Origin of the sequence: Streptomyces sp. NPDC059255, from assembly GCF_042752355.1 — a bacterium.
GTDB lineage: Bacteria > Actinomycetota > Actinomycetes > Streptomycetales > Streptomycetaceae > Streptomyces.
In genome coordinates, this window is sequence record NZ_JBHYZP010000057.1 from 27,671 (window position 1) to 43,172 (window position 15,502).

A 15,502-nucleotide genomic window follows, 5' to 3' on the forward strand; every position below is an offset into this window, starting at 1 on the left:
GCGGTGAACGACCGCGTCCTGTGGGGCGTTGTCGCCCTGACCGGCAGCCTCGTCGTGCTGGTGTCGGGCATCCTGTACGCGTGGGCGGGCCGCCCCGAACGGGACCTGCCCGCACCGCACGTACCGGTGGACGCGGAACAGGCGTACACCTACGCCTGTTACTGCTCCCGCAGCCCGGTCCTCGTTACCATCCCCGCGCCCTGGACCCGCCACCGCCGTGGCTACGGCCGGCGTCCCGGGTGCCGGTGACGCCGGGCGCGTGTGCCAGGAGTCCCACAGCGCGGGAACCTCGGTACGGTCCTGGGCGTGTGCTGACCCGGGGAGCCCGGGCACCGGCTCGCCGCGCCCGGCCGGCCCGGCCACCGAGTCGGACACGAACCTGCCTCAGCACTTCTGACGAGGACAGGACTACGGGCTCGTTCGGGCGTGCCCCTCCACCAGGGCGGCGAAGCCGTCGAGATGGCGGGCAAGGCTGTACTCGAACAATCCGTCCACGTCCGACACCGCTTCCCCGGTCACCGCGGCCAGCAGCGGAAATCGTCCGGAGTGGAGGAGCTCGTCGGCCCGGGCCCGCTGTGTCAGCCACCACCGGTCGAGCGTCACACCGGTCTCCTGCTCGGCTTCGACCTCATTCGCCATGGACAGCGCGACGGTGAGGACCAGTGCGTGCAGCGTGAGTGCCTCTCGAATCTGTGTCGTCATGGGCAGTCCAAGCCCGTCGAGTGCGCGCAGGGTCCACTCGGTGTGCGCCATCATGTTGGGCACGAGCAGCGGGCGAGTGAACGAGACGGCCCTGGGCAGCCAGAGGTGTCGCCGGCACATCTGCCATTGCCGGCGGGAGATCAGTTCGAGCTTGGCCCGCCACCCTTCCGGCCCCGGGACGGGCAGCTCCGGTTCACCGAAGACCTCGTCGGTCATCTGCGTCACCAGTTCGTCCTTGGTCGCCACATGCCGGTACAGCGACATGGGGCCGACGCCGAGCTCGGCCGCGAGCCGCCGCATGGATACGGCGTCGAATCCCTCGTTGTCGGCGATCGCGATGGCGGCGCGAAGAACGTGCTGCCGGTTCAGTGACCGCTTGGGGGCGCCGACCCGCCGTGGTCCCTGTGGTGCGGTGAGGCCGACCGGCCGCTTCTGACCCGTGCGGGTGCTGACCACCGTGCCGGCGCCGACCTTCGTTTCAACAAGCCCGTCGTCGCGGAGAGTGGCCATGACTCTGGTCGCGGTCGCGACCGCGACACCCCATCGCTGGGCGATCTGCCGGATGGAAGGCACTCGATCGCCGGGCCGCAGGTCGCCGGTCAGGATCCGGGCACGGATCTCCGCGGCGATCTGCCGGTACGGCGGTTCCGGTCGCTGTGCTGACGTCGGCACAGGAATCCCCGATCTCTTGGTGCGGTCGCCGTCTACCAAAGAATGTACTAGTGCACTAGCTCCGGCACTAGTTCACTTTAGCGCGCTGGGACCCAGAATTTCTGCCAATAGTGCTGCTACTTCAAGAACAACATCATTACGGTGTACGCATGGCTGTTGATACAACGTACGCATCCGTGCGGCGGGCGGAAGACACAGACCAGCAGGCGGTGCTGGACGTCCTGACCGAGGCGTTCATGAACGATCCCCTTGCCTGCTGGCTCTTCCCTGACGCACACCGACGAGGTCGTCTCCAGGCGCACTTCTACCGCCCCTTGCTCACCCATCCGGTCGCCGAGGCATACCTGGCCGGCCGTCGCGAGGGCGCCTCGGTATGGCTGAACCTGGCCGCGGGCCGGACGCCCTATGAGGAGCACCCGGACGCGCCGGAGGCGGGCCAGGAGACGGTCTTCGGCGAGAACGGCGCGCGGTTGCTCGCCCTGGGCCAGGCGCTGGCCCCACGGCACCCCGCCCGCGAACCGCACCTCTACCTCCCGTGCATGGGGGTGCTCAGCGGGCGGCAGGGCGCTGGACTCGGCTCTGCGATGTTGCGGCACCGGCTGGAGCGAGCGGACGCCGACGGGGCGGCCGCGTATCTGGAGGCGAGTTCGCCCCGCAGCCGCGCCCTCTACCAGCGGCACGGATTCGAGGACCTCGGCGAGCCGGTCCGCGTGGCGGACAGCCCGCCCCTGTGGCCGATGTGGCGCCCACCGCACCGTTGACCGCACACTCACGCCACCCGTCCAACGGACATAGGAGAGAACGTCCATGACAACGAACCGCAACGCCGATCGGCGACCGCCGACCCTGGTGTTCGTCCACGGCACCAACTCCTCGTCGGCCTGGGCTTCGGGCCTGACCGGCGAACTCACCCTGCGCGGGCACCGGTGTATCGCCGTCGACCTTCCGGGACACGGCCGGGAGGCGTTCTACCCCCGTTCGTACCAGGCCCCGCAGAACCTCGAAGAGCTGGCGACCGAGCCGTCGCCACTCGCCAAGATCACCATCGACGACTACGTCGAGCACGTCGTGAAGGTGGTGCGCCGTGCCCGCCGCCAGGGGCCCGTGATCCTGGTCGGCATGAGCCAGGGCGGCGTCACCCTGAGCAGGGTCGGCAACGCCATCCCCGACCTGCTCGATCGGGTCGTCTACGTCGCCGCCTACTGCTGCGTGGACCTGCCGAACCTGGCCGCCTATCTCGAAACCCCGGAGAACAGCGAGAGCCTGGTCGGCCAGGTGACCGCCGCCATGGTCGCCGACCCAGCGGCCCTCGGGGTGAGCCGGCTCAACTGGCGCTCGGCCGACCCCGCGGTGTTCCACGGCGTCAAGAACGCCCTTGCCGCAGACTTCACCGACGAAGGCGTGAGCCGGCTGCTCGCCACACTCGAACCGGACGAGACCGCCGGCATCCCCACGGCTGAAGCCCGGGGCGAAGCACACACCTGGGGCCGGATACCCCGGACTTACGTACGCTTCACCCTCGACCGGCTGATTCCGCCGGCGCTGCAGGACCGATTCATCAAAGAGGCCGACCGCCTCACTCCGGACAACCCGACCGACGTGCGAAGCGTCGCCGCACCCCATGTCGGCCCGCTCGACCGGCCCGAACTGGTGGAGATCTTCTCAGAGCTCGCCAGCCACTGACCCGGCGCGGCACGCTCCTGGGGAAGAGTCGTGATCGGTCGGTGGGGTTCGCCTTCGGGAGGGGGCGATGATCTGGATCAAAGACCTCACCCGGACCACTCCTTGATCACGACTCGATACGCGCCCTAGCCGACCACGACCGCAGGCACGTCCTCCGGGTTGTCGAGGAAGGTTCCCAGGTAGCGGACGGTCCCGAGCTGGACGGCGAGGCCGATCCGGTTCCGCGTGCCCCTGGCGGCCATCGCCCGGCGCCGCGCGGTCCGGTCCAGGAGGAACGACCCGCGAGCTGGCCCTCGTCGGGCTCATCGGCGAACCGCCGGCGCTGCTCCTCGGTCAGAAAGCTGGTGGGCACCTGCGCGCTCCTCGATCTTTGGGCCTGCTCTCGCGCGCGACGCTCCCAGCCGCCTGGACGTGTGGTGCGGCGATCTCCTGTTCCGGCCCGGCCGGGTGGTGCCTTCTGGTAAAGGACGGGCCCGCGGGGGGGGGCCACGTGGTGGAGGTCCGCGAACCGGTCGGGTGACCGCACCACCGTGCGGGCGGTCGGCCGATCTGTCCCGTCGGGAGCATGGACAGCAGTCTGGTTGCCGAGGGACGGCGGATCTGTCGTGAAGGTGTCCGGGACGCGGTCTCTGGTGCGCAGGATGTGGGTGGTCAACCCGCCGATGGTCGCGACGGTGGTGGTCGCGGGCGCGTTCCTGGTGGCCGCGCTGGTGGGGCTGGTGGTGGACGGGCGGGAGATCACCGGGCAGCCTGCGTGGGCGAAGCCCGCCCGGTTCGCGTTCTCCTTCGGTCTGTTCGCCGTCACGCTCATCTGGCTGATGTCCTTCGTCCGGGGCCACGCCCGTCTGGTGGGTGTGATGGCCTGGACGACGGTGGTCTGCGTGGCCGTCGAGGGAGCGGGAGGCACCTGGGCGGCGGTAGAGGGGACCACCAGTCACTTCAACTTCACCAGCGTCGTCACCGGCACCAGGATCATGGTCATGCTGGCGGCCTCGCTGGTCATGCTGGCGATCGGCCTGGTGACCGTGTTCTGGCTTGCTGCTGCGGGGGAGGGTCGAGCCGCCCGCGCTGGCCTGGTCCCTGCGGCTGGGAATGGTGGTGGTCACCGTGAGTACGGTCGCCGTCTACCTCATGGTGCAGTCCACCCCGGCGCAGGAGACGGCGGCGGACCCCCGGCCCGATTCGCCCTACCTCGGCGGGATGCCGTACATCGGCGCGCACACCGTGGGCCCGCCCGACGGCGGCCCCGGGATGGTGGTCACCAACTTCAGCACCGTCGGCGGGGACTGGCGCGTGGCGCACTTCGTCGGCGTCCACTCCCTCCAGGCCCTGATCCTGCTGGGCCTGCTCCTCACCCTTGGCCCCCGGATCCTCGGCCCCCGCCACCGCACCGCGCTGGTCTGGATCGCCGCCGCCTTCTGCCTCGGCCTGACCGGGATCCTCACTTGGCAGGCCCACCGCGGGCAGCCCTTCACCTCCCCCGACGCCGCGACCGGCCTCGCGCTGACCGCCTTGGCCGTCGCCACCACCGTGTCCACCGCCGCTGTCTTCCTCCTGAGGGCGGGCGTGTTCTGCGTCCCGCCCGCGCGGATTCCGCGCGCCCTCGGCGCAACGGTCCCCGACACGGATCACGGGGCGGCAGGACTGCCGTGCCCAAGGCTCCGGGAACCAGGTCACTGGTGTGGCGGTGCGGGGAGAGTGGGCGTTACCCGGCAGTCTCCGGTGCGCCGAGCTGTTCCAGGAGACCCTGGTAGTCCCAGTTGAGCCAGGTCTCGGCGACTTTGCTGCCCCGGAACCTGAAGGTGATCTGGCCGGACACCTCGAAAGTTCGGCCGCTCGGAGGGAATCCCTGGTACTCGCCGATGTGGCGGCCCCGCACGGTAAACGGCGCACACCAGGTCGTCCTCGGCGACCATGCTCTCGGCGGTGTGCCTGAGCTCGAAAGCTGTCACCAGTTCCCGGTAGATCTCGCGGGCCTCGGCCAGGCCCACGGTCTCCTGCGGCATCGCCGGATCGTGCTCGCGGTAGTCCCCCGTGCACAGATGGTCGTACGCGGGGATACGGTCCCGCTCCTCCGTCTCCTCCAGGAAGCGGGAGGCCACGTCCTTGCTGCGCGATTCCATGCCCGCCTTCCTAGCGGGATCCGCAGTCCGGGACGGGGACCGTCACGCCCACGCGGCGGGTTCCGCCTTGGCTTGTCGTTTAACGTCCAGCTTCGAACAGGAAGGTCTGACGATCACCCGTCCGTGCGGCCTGCTTGAGGAAGCGCCGGCCTCGCGTTCGCCCCGCGGCGCGAGGGCAGAGCCGCGACAGTGACGTCGGTGCGCTCGGGCATGATCTACTCCGATCGGACTCAGCGGTGGGGCGGCGTGACGTGGGCGAGTGGCGAACTGATCCGACGTTCGCGATGTGCCGAGCGTTGGCGGACGGGGCGGCCCTGTCCTCATTCGTGGGCGGGCCGTTCGATGTGCGTGCGGTGGTGGCCGCCATGCAGCCCAAGGTCAAGGACGGATTCCTGCTCGACGAGGTCCCCTGGGAGAACTTCCCGCAGGGGAATCACGTCAGGGAGGCCATCGCCCTGCTCCGTAACGGCAGTTCATCCGTTAGTGTCGGAACGGGTGTTGTGAGCGGTATGTGCGCCAACGACATGCGGGCCGCCGCTGTGCTCGCCGTACCGTTCCTGATCCGGATCGCTGCGGACCCCCGCAGCCCATACCGTGCCGACGCGCTCGCTGAAGTCTCCTCCCCGGCCCGCGCCCGCTACTTCGGCGTCGCCTCCCGCGGCGAACTGCTGCTCCACCGCGCCGACACCCAGTACGAGGACCTCTACGACGACTACGGGGTCGAGGTGACCGGCTACCCGGCGGGCTGGTCGGTTGCCGCCGCCCGGGCCGCGGTCACCGCCGACGCCACCCTCCTGAAACCCCTTCTGCACGACCCCGAGCCTGCGATCCGGATCCGCGCCGCCTACGCCCTGGCCGCCGCTACCGACCTCGATCGCGCGGTCCGTACTGCCTTCCGCGCACAGCTCGACGCCGAGCAGGACCCGATTGTGCGCGCCGCCCTGGTCTTCGCCACGGCCGAAAGCACCCGTGCCCACCCCCATCCGCCGACCACCGTGTGGATGCGAGAACGCTGGCGGGACCGGGCGCAAGCTCCCGAGGACCGGCTGGCCGCTGCGATCGGCTGGCTTTGCCTCACGGACGAACCCGCCCCCGACTACCTGCGCGCCGTCGTCGACAACCTCTCCACCGACGAGCGCGCCCACGCCATGGACGACCTGCCCTGGATGGCCGCCGCCGGCGGGTCGAACGAGACCGGACTGCGGCGCTGCGTCCGAGGAATGCTCCACCCCGAACAGTCTGATCCGACGGCGCACGACGACCCATGGGCCCCGCGATCCTGACGGCGACAGCAGACCTCGCGTACGTTCGGCTTCGAACGGGCGGACCCGATGATCACTCGTCCGGGTGTTCCGGGGACGCCGGTACGGCCTTCGCGTGATCCTGAACTCAACCAAGACGTGCAGATCAAGCTGAGGGCGGTCATGGCCAGGCGGAGGAGTGGATTCGCGCCCAGTTCGCGGGCGAAGGCCGGGTCGGGCGGGCCCGCGACGCTGATGGCCGTGCCGCCGGGCTTGAGTACGCGCAGGGATTTGGCGAGGGTCTCGCCGCCGAGGCTGTCGAGGACGACGTCGTAGCCGTCGAGGACCTCTTCGAAGTCCTGGGTGCGGTAGTCGACGACGACGTCCGCGCCGAGGTCCCTGGCCAGGTCGACCTTGGTGGTACTCACGGTGCTGGCGACGTGTGCGCCGAGCGCCTTCGCCAGTTGGACGGCGATGGAGCCGAGGCCGCCGGCGCCCCCGTGGATGAGGACCTTCTGTCCCGGCTGCGCGCGGGCCCGCTCGACCAGTGCCTGCCATGCGGTGAGGGCGACCAGGGGGAGGGACGCGGCCTCGGTCATGGTGAGCGTGGCCGGTTTGGGTGCCAGGTCATCCTGGGGGACGGCGATGAGTTCGGCGAAGGTACCGATGCGGTCCTTGTCAGGCCGGGCGTAGACGTCGTCGCCCACCGAGAAGCGGGTGACGGACGGGCCGACCCGGACGACCGTCCCGGCGAGGTCGTTGCCCAGAATGAGCGGGAGACGGTAGGGCATGAACGCCTTGAAGTCTCCGTTGAGGATCCTGAGGTCCAGCGGGTTGACGCCCGCCGCGTGGATCTTGACCAGGACGTCGTCGGCACCTACCTGGGGGGCGGGGATTTCGGCGGCGCGCATCCCGGCCTGGTCGCCGTACTTCTCGACCATGAAAGCCTTCATCGTCGTCTCCGTTCCGTGTCCCGTCCGTGGAAGGTCGGAGTCTCCGCTCACCCAGGCTTCTCCCAGTACGAACTAGTTTGTGTTGTCTTTCTGGGTGCGGCGCGGGCGCACCGCGTCCTCAGAGGCGTTCACCCGTCAGGCCACCGGCACGACCGGGGTGGTGACGTGGTCGGCGGCGCCTCCCTGGAGGCGGTTCAGTGAGGCGGCGATCCCCTCGTGGGGCACGCCGAGCGGCACCGCGCTGACCTCGGCGAGGCGTGTGTAGTGCTCGTCGGTCAGCTGGACATCGAGGGCGCCGAGGTAGCTGTCGAGCTGGGAGAGACTGCGCGGGCCGATGATCGGGACGAGCGTGGCCACGGAACGGGCGGCGCGCTCGCGCACCCACGCCACCGCCACCTGGGCGGGCGTCACGCCGCTCTCCTCGGCGATCGCCAGGACGGTGTCGACGACGGCGGTCTTCTGGCCGGTGCTCTCGGTGTGGATGACCATGCCCAGGTCGCTCAGGCGCCCCTCGGCGGAGCCGCGGTATTTGCCGGTGAGCAGTCCGCCACCGAGCGGGGACCACAGGGCTGCGCCGAGCCCGAGGCTCTCGGCCATGGGCAGGAGCTCACGGTCGGCGGTGCGCTCGACGAGGCTGTACTCGTGCTGGATGCCCACGATCGGGGCCCAGTTCTTCAGGTCCGCGAGGGTTACCGCGCGCGAGACGCGCCAGGCGGGGAAGTTGGACAGCGCGGCGTGGTGGATCTTGCCGGCGCTCACCAGGTCGTCGAGTCCGCGAAGGAGTTCCTCCATCGGCGTGAGCTCGTCGGGGAAGTGCACCCACAGCAGGTCGATGTAGTCGGTCCCCAAGCGCTTCAGACTGGCCTCGACCGAGGCGACCATGTTCTTGCGACTGTTGCCGGTCTTGGAGATGTCCGGCTGCGGGGCGGCACCGAGGGTGAACTTCGTAGCCAGGACGAAGTGGTCGCGGTCGGCGGAGATCAGCTTTCCGGTCAGTTCCTCCGACTCGCCGAACTGGTAGCCGTCCGCGCTGTCGAGAAAGGTGCCGCCGGCCTCGGCGAACCGGTCGAAGATCCGCCGGGCCTCGTCGGGCTCGGCGCCTGCGCCCCAGCCGGTGCCGAAGTTCGCGGTGCCGAGCGCGTACTCGGAGACGCGCAGTCCGGTCCGGTGGCCGAAGGTCGTGTAGCGCATGAGATGTCCTTGTCTGAGGGGTGTGGAGGTGGTCGCGCCGGGGGGCGTCAGCCTGCGTTCGGCTGGGGTGCCGCGGACAGGCTCTGCTTGACGTACCGGCTGGCCTCGTCCGCGAGGATCTCGGGCAGGCCAGTCTCAATGCCGTGCAGGGCCTGGGCCGCGACGTCGGCGGCGGCGACCTTCTGATCGGCGGGCACGCCGGCGGCCATGTCGGTGTCCATGTAGCCGACGTGCAGCGCCGAGACGGTGATCCCGCGCGGTGCCAATTCCTCACGGGTCGCGTCGCTCAGCGCCCAGGCGGCGGCCTTGGACGCGGCGTAGGAGCCGAGTCCTGCCGGGTGGAACCAGGACAGGGCGGACAGGACGTTGAGCACGGCGCCGCCGCCGTTGCCCTCGATCACGGGGGCGAAGGCGCGGGTCGCGGCGAGCGGGCCGAAGAAGTTGGTCTCCATCTCCAGGCGCACCTCGGCCAGGTCGCCTCCGATCAGCGCCGCGCCGGTGGAGATGCCCGCGTTGTTGATCAGCAGTGTCGCGTCGGACGCCACGCAGGCGGCCTCCTGCACCGACGTCTCGTCCGTGACGTCCAACCGCAGCGGGATGACGCCCGGCACGTCGACCGTCTCGGGCCGCCGGGCCGCCGCGTACACCTTCGCGCCACGCTCGACGAGCTGGGCAGCCAGATGCCGTCCGAGCCCCCGGTTGGCGCCGGTGACCACCGCGACCGCGTCCTTCAGTTCCATGCCCACTCCCAGTGTTACGGCCGCCGGCGAGCGACCGACGCCTAAATTAGATTACATACACAATCTAAGCACTGGTCTAGGATAGATGCCAGTCGACATCCAATCGGGAGGTGGCCCATGGGCCGCGCATCACAGGCGCAGGCAGAGGAGAACCGCCGGCGGGTCGTGGAGACCGCGTCTCGCCTGTTCCGGGAACAGGGAACTCACGCCAGCGTCGCCGACATCATGAAGGCGGCCGGACTGACCCACGGCGGCTTCTACAAGCAGTTCGCCTCCAAAGAGGCACTCATCGACGAAGCCACCGCCCACACCTTCAACGAACTCACCCGGCATCACAAGGAGGAATTCGAGCAGCACGGCGGACAGCGCGCCGCCGCCCAGCGGGCAACGATCGACGCCTACCTCTCCCCTGCACACCGCGACAGCCCGGCGGACGGGTGTCCCGTCGCCGCACTCGTCACCGACATCGCGCGCGAAGGCGAAGGCCGGGAAGCCCGCCGGATCTACACCGAAGGCGTGGGCGACTTCGCCGAGTGGCTCACCACTGAGAACCAGGACGGCATCACCCGGCTGTGCACCATGCTCGGTGCACTCGTCCTGGCCCGGGCCACCAACGGCTCCCCGCTCTCCGAGGAGATCCTCACCACCGCGCGCGCGGTGTTGACGGCATCCGGCTGATCCGTTCCACAGTCCGCCCCGCACAACCGGATGGCGCGGCAATGCACCCCACCGGATCCAGCCCTCCGGGCGACGTCGCAGGTACCGGCTTTCAGGTTGCCGACCTGGCCGAGCCGCCCGCCGCCGACCGGGCGGTTCCCGTCTCGGGCGGGGTTCGGGGGCCGGGCACCATGGACGCCGCGGCGGCGCGGGCGAGGTGTGAGTTCATGTCCAGCTCGAACCCGCCGTAGGGGTTCGCGTGGGGCCAGAACAGTGGGGACGGGCCCGCCGGTCGGCGTCTGTGAGGGTGTCGGCCCACTTCGGGTCGGCGGGGACCCGCTGCATCAGCAGCGTGTTGGCGTGGACCAGGGCGGACTGGAGCAGGTGCAGCGCAAGGATGCTCACCTCCTAGGACTCCTTGTCCTCACCAGCCAGGTCGCGTCCTTGCCGTAGAAGAGGTCCTTGTTCGCGGAGTTCCAGCTCTCCACGACCTGGAGCCCTTCGTGGATCTCCTGGCGCACCTCGACGTCGGCGAGGTAGTCGCGAACGCCGTGCGCACCGCCCGCCCGAATTCCTCGATCGCCCGATAGCGGTGCGTGGGGCCGCCGCGGGTGAAGCGCCGCAGCACCTACCCAGCCTCGGCGGCACCCAGGCGCAGGGCGGTGGTGTACTCCACGATCTGGTCGCACCTCTGGGCGATCAGGTCCCAGTTGATCGTCTTGGTGGACAGCACCGGCGCGAGGTGTGGCCACTTCTCGTCCTGCCCGGCCGCCTGCCAGTACAGCATCGCGGAGCCGACGTTCTTCAGCCTCGGCATCAGCTTGAAGTCCAGCACGTGAGCGAAGGCGAAGCCGACCATGGACACACCGTGGGTGTCGGTGTACTGGCGGTCCACCTCCATGTCGGTGCGGTGCCGCAGCACGCCCTCGATCATCGAGGCGACCTCGGAGGCCGAACAGGACTTCAGCTACGAGTAGACGCACACCGACTTCCGCTCCACATGGCCATGTACCGATGCTGCTGGCTACCCGAGCCAGTGACAGATACCTCGTCTAGGTGACAACTATCTCGATCAATCACAAATGACCTCTCGCAGCCTCGCGGCACCCGCTGACGATGATGGCGACCGTTACGACCCGCTCATCACGGCTTCCGGACCGCTGGTGGCCAAGGAGTGGGCGGATGGATGCGAAGGCGCGACGGTCCTTCGGGGCTCTGGCCGATGCGCAACTCGAGCGCTCCGTGCTGGGCGGGGGGGTGCCGGCTGACAATCGTGGTCCCCCACCGGCAGCGGTCCGAACTTCCCTTGCTGCGGTCCCGTCTTGCGGAGCGCCCGGACTATGAGGTGATGACCGGCAAGAACCTCGTGGCCGAGCTTCTCCGGTGGTGGGTCGTGAAAACCGGTCCGCCCGAGGCGAGACCGGCCGAGGCGAGGCTGCCTGCGTCGCCCCGCTGGGGCCCCGTGACCGATCCACGTGGCCGAGCCGAGTGTCACCCGCCCGACGGATCTGCGGGTGCCGCCGTGCGGCCTGCCCACTGCCCGCGCGGGCTCGCCGCGACCGCCGCGGTGAACCACTCCCAAGCCGCCTCCTCGCTCGCCGGATCCACCTGCGGTGTCCCGTTGATCGTGGACACCAGCGACATGTACCGGCCGAACAGTCCCTGGAACATGTCCTGGAACCCGGACACGGCGTTCTCGACGGCTTCGCCCGCCGGGTCGGCGCGGCCCGTGGCGAGGACCCACTCCCGCATCCCGGCGCCGTCCCGCTCCCCGGCCCGCTCCCCGACCGGCACCCCGCTCAACTCGGCCTCGAACTCGGCGATCGAGGCCAGCAGGCGGGCAGCAATGTCCTGGGCCTGCGGAGACTCCGGGGCCAGCCCGAACCGCTGCGCCTCGTCGGCCTCCTGGAGGATCTTCGCGTGTGTCTCGATCACCCGCTGCACGGCCGGTGTCGTCACGTGGCGTGCCCTGGCACTACGGGAAAAGGTGTCGTGGAAGAAGCGGTGCACGGACCGGCGGAACTCCCCGTCCCGCACCAGATCGGCCAGTTCGATCCAGGCTTCGAGCTGTTCGGCGGAGGGCTCCTCCGGCAGCTTCGGCCGCCACCCGCGCAACTGCTCGACATACGAGGGGTGCACGTCGAGACCGTCGCTGATCTCGTTCCAGAACCCGTCGATGAGCTGGTCGCGGTCGTCGTCGGACATGGAGACCAACTTGTGCATGAGACCCACCTGTTCTGTCGTGGTGTGCTGTCCGGTAATGGTCCGCAGGACGGCCCTGCGGGCTTGCAGACGGCGCATCTGCCCATCGACCAGCGCGAGATGCGCCGTGGCGAGATCGCCCAAGGCCATCTCGCCGGCCAGCAGCCGGCGGATGTCGTCCAGGCCCGCGCCGAGTTCCCGCAGGGTGCGGACGAGCTCCAGCCGGGCGATGGCGCCGATGCCGTAGAGCCGGTACCCGGCGGCCGTACGACCGCTGGGCGCGATGACCCCGGCGTCGGCGTAGTACCTGATGGCGCTGACACTCAGCCCGGTACGGCGCGCCACGTCCCCGATCACGTACAACTCGTCGTCCACGTCGGCCACTATGGAGTCTCAAGCGGCTGGAGAGTCAACAACCTCCACGCCCCTCCGGGACACCGACGACTGAACTGCCGCGTCAGTCTGCTGTGCTGCGGGCTCGTCGCGGTCCCAGAGCATCACGGCGGTCGAGCAGGCTCGCCTGCTACGCCACAGCGGACCGCGTGGGGGGACCATGGTCGTGCCGACCGGTGAGAGCGTGCGGAAGGACCGCCGCTTCCTGTGAAGCGGCGGTCACACTCGCGTCATCCCGCCCCGGATGGGATCAGTTCGAAGCCGGAGTCCGGCTCAGCGCCTTGAGGACTTCGCGGGCGAGCGGGACGGCGGAGGCCGGGTTCTGACCGGTGTAGAGGTTGCGGTCGGTCTCGGTGTGCGGCTGGTACTCGGGACCTTCGCGGTAGTCCGCGCCGAGGTCGCCGACCAGGCGGTCCTGCAGCAGCCACCGGGCCTTGTCAGCCAGCCCTCCGATGGCCTCCTCGGCGTTGCTCAGGGCGGTGAGCCGGTATCCGGTGAACGGCGATCTGCCTGCAGCATCGACGGTGGCCAGCAGTGCGGCCGGGCCGTGGCAGACCAGAGCGAGGATCTTGCCAGCGGCCAGGGCGTCGGCAAGCAGCCCTGCGGAGGCCGCGTCGGCGGACAGGTCCTCCATTGGACCCCAGCCACCGGGGTAGAACACGGCGTCGTACTCCTCGGGAGCGGCGTCCTCGATACGCACAGGGCTGGCCAGTTCGCTCGCCGTGGCGAGCGCGGCGCGCATTCTCGCCACGCCCTCTTCCCCGCCGCAGTACTCGGGGGTCAGGCTCACCGCGTCGGCGGTCGGGGGCACGCCGCCCGGGGTGGCCACCGCGATCTCGTAGCCGGCCGCCTTGAACTCCTCATAGGGGCCGATCACCTCCTCGGCCCAGAAGCCGGCGGGCCGGCGGGTGCCGTCCTTGAGAGTCCAGTGGTCGGCAGCGCTGATCACGAACAGGATCTTCTTCGCCATGATGAGTTGTCCCAACCGTTCAGCTCAGCGTGTTCCGAGGATGTCCAGGACGAGGCGCACGGCCTCGGGCAGATCGATGTGGTCGTCGGGAGCGGCGCCGAAATGGCCACCGGTGGGGGTGATCGTGGCGGTGGCGCGCAGGTTGGTGACGAGTGCGGCGACATGCCCGAACGGATCGGGTATCAGCACGGGGTCATCGGCGGCGGCCAGAACGTGAAAACGCCGGGCGGCAGGACGGATGGCACCCCAGTCGAAGGGCTTGGCGAAGAACTCTGCGAGCGCTTCGTAGCCGACTTCGTGCGCGGGGGCCGCTACCAGGACGGCGCCGGCGAAGGCGCCGCCGCGGTCGGGGTCGTACCTTTCGAGGAAACGCAGAATGTTGACGGCGCCGATGCTGTGGCCGACCAGCACGGTCTCCCCGGCAGGGGCGGCGAGCGCCCGTTCGGCGAAGGCGGTCTGCCACTGCTCCAGCCCCGGGGCGTGAGCGTCAGGGAGGTTCGGGACCTCGACCGTATGGCCGCGTGACTGGAGTTGGTCGCGCAGGTAGGGATACCACACGCTGCGCTCGTCTGTGTTGTAGGCGTGCGAGACGACGATGGTGCTCAATTCTCTCCCCAAATCAGAACGCTACGTTTCGTTTCGAATGACTGTAGCATTCGACCGACAGTCGGCACGGACGTCAAGGCGAAAGGGAGGACGGGGCCTCATGGCACGCACAGGTGGGCGCATCCGGAACGCGGAGGCACACAAGGCGGTGCTGACCGCCACGACGGAACTGCTGGAGGAGTGTGGCTACCAGGCGATCACCATCGAGGGTGTCGCCGAACGGTCGGGGGTGGCAAAAAGCACCATCTACCGCTGGTGGCGGTCCAAACCCGACCTGGTGATGGAGGCCTATACCGCCCTCGTCGCCCGCATCGTGCCCGAGCCGGACACCGGCTCCCTGGCCACCGATCTGACCGAGTTCGCGCAGCACCTCCACACGGGGGTCCGTCATCCTCCACGCATGCGCGCCCTGCGGGGACTGATGGCGGAGGCCCAGCTGGATCCAGCGTTCGAGGGCCCCTTCCGGGCCTGGGCGGAGTCGCGGAGGGAGGTGGTCCTGCGCATCCTGCTGCGTGCCCGGGAGCGAGGCGAGATCCGGCCCGGCGCGGACCTGGATCTCGCCGTGGACCAGATCTTCGGCGTGTTCTGGTACCGGCTCCTCGTCGGCCATCTCCCCCTGGACCCCGAGACCGCCGCCGGCCACATGGACCAGCTCCTGCGCGGCCTCACCGTATAAAGGGCCCCATGAGCGTTCCACGACGTCGTGGTGCCTGTTCGCCTCGCGGCCGAAGGCCGGCGGACGGCCTTCGCAGCTGCTGCACCACTGGCGTTTACGGATCCGGCCGGCCCGCTCGACGGGACGCCGAACGGATGATGCATGAGGGCTCAGAACATCCTTCAAACCCCTCCGCCCGCCCCGGGCGGCGACGGTCAGCCGGCGGGAACGAACCGGGCCGCCGGCCGCCGGCCCGGACGTGGTGGGCGGGAACGTGGCGGGACTCTGCACGAGGATCCTCCTCCTGGCCGGCCGGGCCCCGGACAGCCGCAGCCGCGAACACCACCGGTACAGTCACCACGCCGGTGTTCTCTCTCTGGCTGCTGTGCTCGGCACGGCGGCGCCGGGGCCTGCTCTCGCTGCTTCCTCCGCTGCGGCTGTTCCTGCCGCGGTGTCCTTCCGGATGCCGGAGCCCGCGTCCGCCGACGCGGCGCGCGCCCAACTCGCCGAGCTGACCGTCGCCACGCCGCAGCCGATGACCAGTTACTCGCGGTCCAAGTTCCCGCAGCGAGCGTGCGTTCCGGGCGTCGCGAGTCAGGTGGGACTCTGAAGACAGGGCCTAGGGCCTGTTGCGAAAGTGGATCTTGGTCGTGAATGATCACGTGTCGTGGAGCGTGGTGGAGATCTGACAAGTAGCCAGTGGGCCCGGCTGGA

18 protein-coding genes and 1 pseudogene are annotated in these 15,502 nt (G+C 69.6%); 7 read left to right on the plus strand and 12 right to left on the minus strand.

Features of this window, described 5'->3' with window-relative positions; genetic code table 11:
• Positions 1 to 3: 3 nt before the first annotated feature.
• Positions 4 to 249, plus strand: coding sequence for a hypothetical protein (locus tag ACFXKG_RS38820; protein ID WP_384849565.1), 246 nt, complete (start codon positions 4 to 6; stop codon positions 247 to 249).
• 159 nt (positions 250 to 408) lie between these two features.
• Here the strand turns inward: ACFXKG_RS38820 and ACFXKG_RS38825 are convergent, their stop codons facing one another.
• Positions 409 to 1,374 (minus strand): TetR/AcrR family transcriptional regulator C-terminal domain-containing protein, encoded by a 966-nt coding sequence (locus tag ACFXKG_RS38825; RefSeq protein ID WP_384849568.1) that lies wholly within the window; start codon positions 1,372 to 1,374, stop codon positions 409 to 411.
• 149 nt (positions 1,375 to 1,523) lie between these two features.
• Between ACFXKG_RS38825 and ACFXKG_RS38830 the strand changes: the two genes are divergently transcribed.
• Both ACFXKG_RS38830 and ACFXKG_RS38835 read left to right on the plus strand, forming a co-directional pair.
• Entirely contained in the window at positions 1,524 to 2,135 is a 612-nt protein-coding gene (locus tag ACFXKG_RS38830; RefSeq protein ID WP_384849571.1) for a GNAT family N-acetyltransferase, read from the plus strand.
• 46 nt (positions 2,136 to 2,181) lie between these two features.
• Entirely contained in the window at positions 2,182 to 3,057 is an 876-nt protein-coding gene (locus tag ACFXKG_RS38835) for an alpha/beta hydrolase (protein ID WP_384849574.1), read from the plus strand.
• 125 nt (positions 3,058 to 3,182) lie between these two features.
• On the opposite strand, the gene ACFXKG_RS38840 is transcribed toward ACFXKG_RS38835, so the two are convergent.
• On the minus strand, positions 3,183 to 3,326 hold the full coding sequence (locus tag ACFXKG_RS38840; RefSeq protein WP_384849611.1) for a DUF4158 domain-containing protein: 144 nt from the start codon (positions 3,324 to 3,326) through the stop codon (positions 3,183 to 3,185).
• A gap of 766 nt (positions 3,327 to 4,092) precedes the next feature.
• Here ACFXKG_RS38840 and ACFXKG_RS38845 point away from each other — a divergent pair.
• Positions 4,093 to 4,821: a hypothetical protein gene (locus ACFXKG_RS38845; RefSeq protein ID WP_384849577.1), complete on the plus strand. Its 729-nt coding sequence runs from the start codon at positions 4,093 to 4,095 to the stop codon at positions 4,819 to 4,821.
• On the opposite strand, the gene ACFXKG_RS38850 is transcribed toward ACFXKG_RS38845, so the two are convergent.
• The 5 genes and pseudogenes from ACFXKG_RS38850 to ACFXKG_RS38870 all read right to left on the minus strand — a co-directional run bounded on the left by ACFXKG_RS38850 (position 4,763) and on the right by ACFXKG_RS38870 (position 9,305).
• Positions 4,763 to 4,936: an ester cyclase gene (locus ACFXKG_RS38850; protein ID WP_384849580.1), complete on the minus strand. Its 174-nt coding sequence runs from the start codon at positions 4,934 to 4,936 to the stop codon at positions 4,763 to 4,765. The genes ACFXKG_RS38845 and ACFXKG_RS38850 overlap by 59 nt on opposite strands.
• Positions 4,937 to 4,976: 40 nt before the next feature.
• Positions 4,977 to 5,180: pseudogene (locus ACFXKG_RS38855) on the minus strand (hypothetical protein); the annotation flags it as partial.
• 1,096 nt (positions 5,181 to 6,276) lie between these two features.
• Positions 6,277 to 7,374, minus strand: coding sequence for an NADP-dependent oxidoreductase (locus ACFXKG_RS38860; protein WP_384849582.1), 1,098 nt, complete (start codon positions 7,372 to 7,374; stop codon positions 6,277 to 6,279).
• A gap of 135 nt (positions 7,375 to 7,509) precedes the next feature.
• On the minus strand, positions 7,510 to 8,565 hold the full coding sequence (locus ACFXKG_RS38865; RefSeq protein WP_384849585.1) for an aldo/keto reductase: 1,056 nt from the start codon (positions 8,563 to 8,565) through the stop codon (positions 7,510 to 7,512).
• 47 nt (positions 8,566 to 8,612) lie between these two features.
• Entirely contained in the window at positions 8,613 to 9,305 is a 693-nt protein-coding gene (locus tag ACFXKG_RS38870; protein ID WP_384849588.1) for an SDR family oxidoreductase, read from the minus strand.
• 117 nt (positions 9,306 to 9,422) lie between these two features.
• On the opposite strand from ACFXKG_RS38870, the gene ACFXKG_RS38875 reads away from it, so the two are divergent.
• The gene (locus ACFXKG_RS38875) at positions 9,423 to 9,983 is read left to right on the plus strand and encodes a TetR/AcrR family transcriptional regulator (RefSeq protein ID WP_384849591.1); all 561 of its coding nucleotides are present in this window, start codon (positions 9,423 to 9,425) and stop codon (positions 9,981 to 9,983) included.
• Between the two features lie 204 nt (positions 9,984 to 10,187).
• Here the strand turns inward: ACFXKG_RS38875 and ACFXKG_RS38880 are convergent, their stop codons facing one another.
• The 5 genes from ACFXKG_RS38880 to ACFXKG_RS38900 form a co-directional block, all read right to left on the minus strand.
• On the minus strand, positions 10,188 to 10,367 hold the full coding sequence (locus tag ACFXKG_RS38880) for a hypothetical protein (protein ID WP_384849594.1): 180 nt from the start codon (positions 10,365 to 10,367) through the stop codon (positions 10,188 to 10,190).
• 223 nt (positions 10,368 to 10,590) lie between these two features.
• Complete coding sequence (locus ACFXKG_RS38885) at positions 10,591 to 10,929, minus strand: Tn3 family transposase (RefSeq protein WP_384849614.1); 339 nt, start codon at positions 10,927 to 10,929, stop codon at positions 10,591 to 10,593.
• A 524-nt stretch (positions 10,930 to 11,453) separates the two neighbouring features.
• On the minus strand, positions 11,454 to 12,539 hold the full coding sequence (locus ACFXKG_RS38890) for a MerR family transcriptional regulator (protein ID WP_384849597.1): 1,086 nt from the start codon (positions 12,537 to 12,539) through the stop codon (positions 11,454 to 11,456).
• Between the two features lie 268 nt (positions 12,540 to 12,807).
• Positions 12,808 to 13,527, minus strand: a complete 720-nt coding sequence (locus ACFXKG_RS38895; RefSeq protein ID WP_384849600.1) for a type 1 glutamine amidotransferase domain-containing protein — start codon at positions 13,525 to 13,527, stop codon at positions 12,808 to 12,810.
• Between the two features lie 24 nt (positions 13,528 to 13,551).
• Positions 13,552 to 14,133, minus strand: a complete 582-nt coding sequence (locus ACFXKG_RS38900) for an RBBP9/YdeN family alpha/beta hydrolase (RefSeq protein WP_384849602.1) — start codon at positions 14,131 to 14,133, stop codon at positions 13,552 to 13,554.
• 100 nt (positions 14,134 to 14,233) lie between these two features.
• Between ACFXKG_RS38900 and ACFXKG_RS38905 the strand changes: the two genes are divergently transcribed.
• Entirely contained in the window at positions 14,234 to 14,809 is a 576-nt protein-coding gene (locus ACFXKG_RS38905) for a TetR/AcrR family transcriptional regulator (RefSeq protein WP_384849605.1), read from the plus strand.
• A 442-nt stretch (positions 14,810 to 15,251) separates the two neighbouring features.
• Entirely contained in the window at positions 15,252 to 15,398 is a 147-nt protein-coding gene (locus ACFXKG_RS38910) for a hypothetical protein (RefSeq protein WP_384849608.1), read from the plus strand.
• Positions 15,399 to 15,502 lie beyond the last annotated feature (104 nt).

Bases quoted from the DNA above. Each gene is read 5' to 3' on its own strand.
- ACFXKG_RS38910 (WP_384849608.1), top strand. From the start codon at position 15,252: ATGCCGGAGCCCGCGTCCGCCGACGCGGCGCGCGCCCAACTCGCCGAG.
- ACFXKG_RS38870 (WP_384849588.1), bottom strand. From the start codon at position 9,305: ATGGAACTGAAGGACGCGGTCGCGGTGGTCACCGGCGCCAACCGGGGG.
- ACFXKG_RS38830 (WP_384849571.1), top strand. From the start codon at position 1,524: ATGGCTGTTGATACAACGTACGCATCCGTGCGGCGGGCGGAAGACACA.
- ACFXKG_RS38875 (WP_384849591.1), top strand. From the start codon at position 9,423: ATGGGCCGCGCATCACAGGCGCAGGCAGAGGAGAACCGCCGGCGGGTC.
- ACFXKG_RS38835 (WP_384849574.1), top strand. From the start codon at position 2,182: ATGACAACGAACCGCAACGCCGATCGGCGACCGCCGACCCTGGTGTTC.
- ACFXKG_RS38860 (WP_384849582.1), bottom strand. From the start codon at position 7,374: ATGAAGGCTTTCATGGTCGAGAAGTACGGCGACCAGGCCGGGATGCGC.
- ACFXKG_RS38905 (WP_384849605.1), top strand. From the start codon at position 14,234: ATGGCACGCACAGGTGGGCGCATCCGGAACGCGGAGGCACACAAGGCG.
- ACFXKG_RS38865 (WP_384849585.1), bottom strand. From the start codon at position 8,565: ATGCGCTACACGACCTTCGGCCACCGGACCGGACTGCGCGTCTCCGAG.
- ACFXKG_RS38895 (WP_384849600.1), bottom strand. From the start codon at position 13,527: ATGGCGAAGAAGATCCTGTTCGTGATCAGCGCTGCCGACCACTGGACT.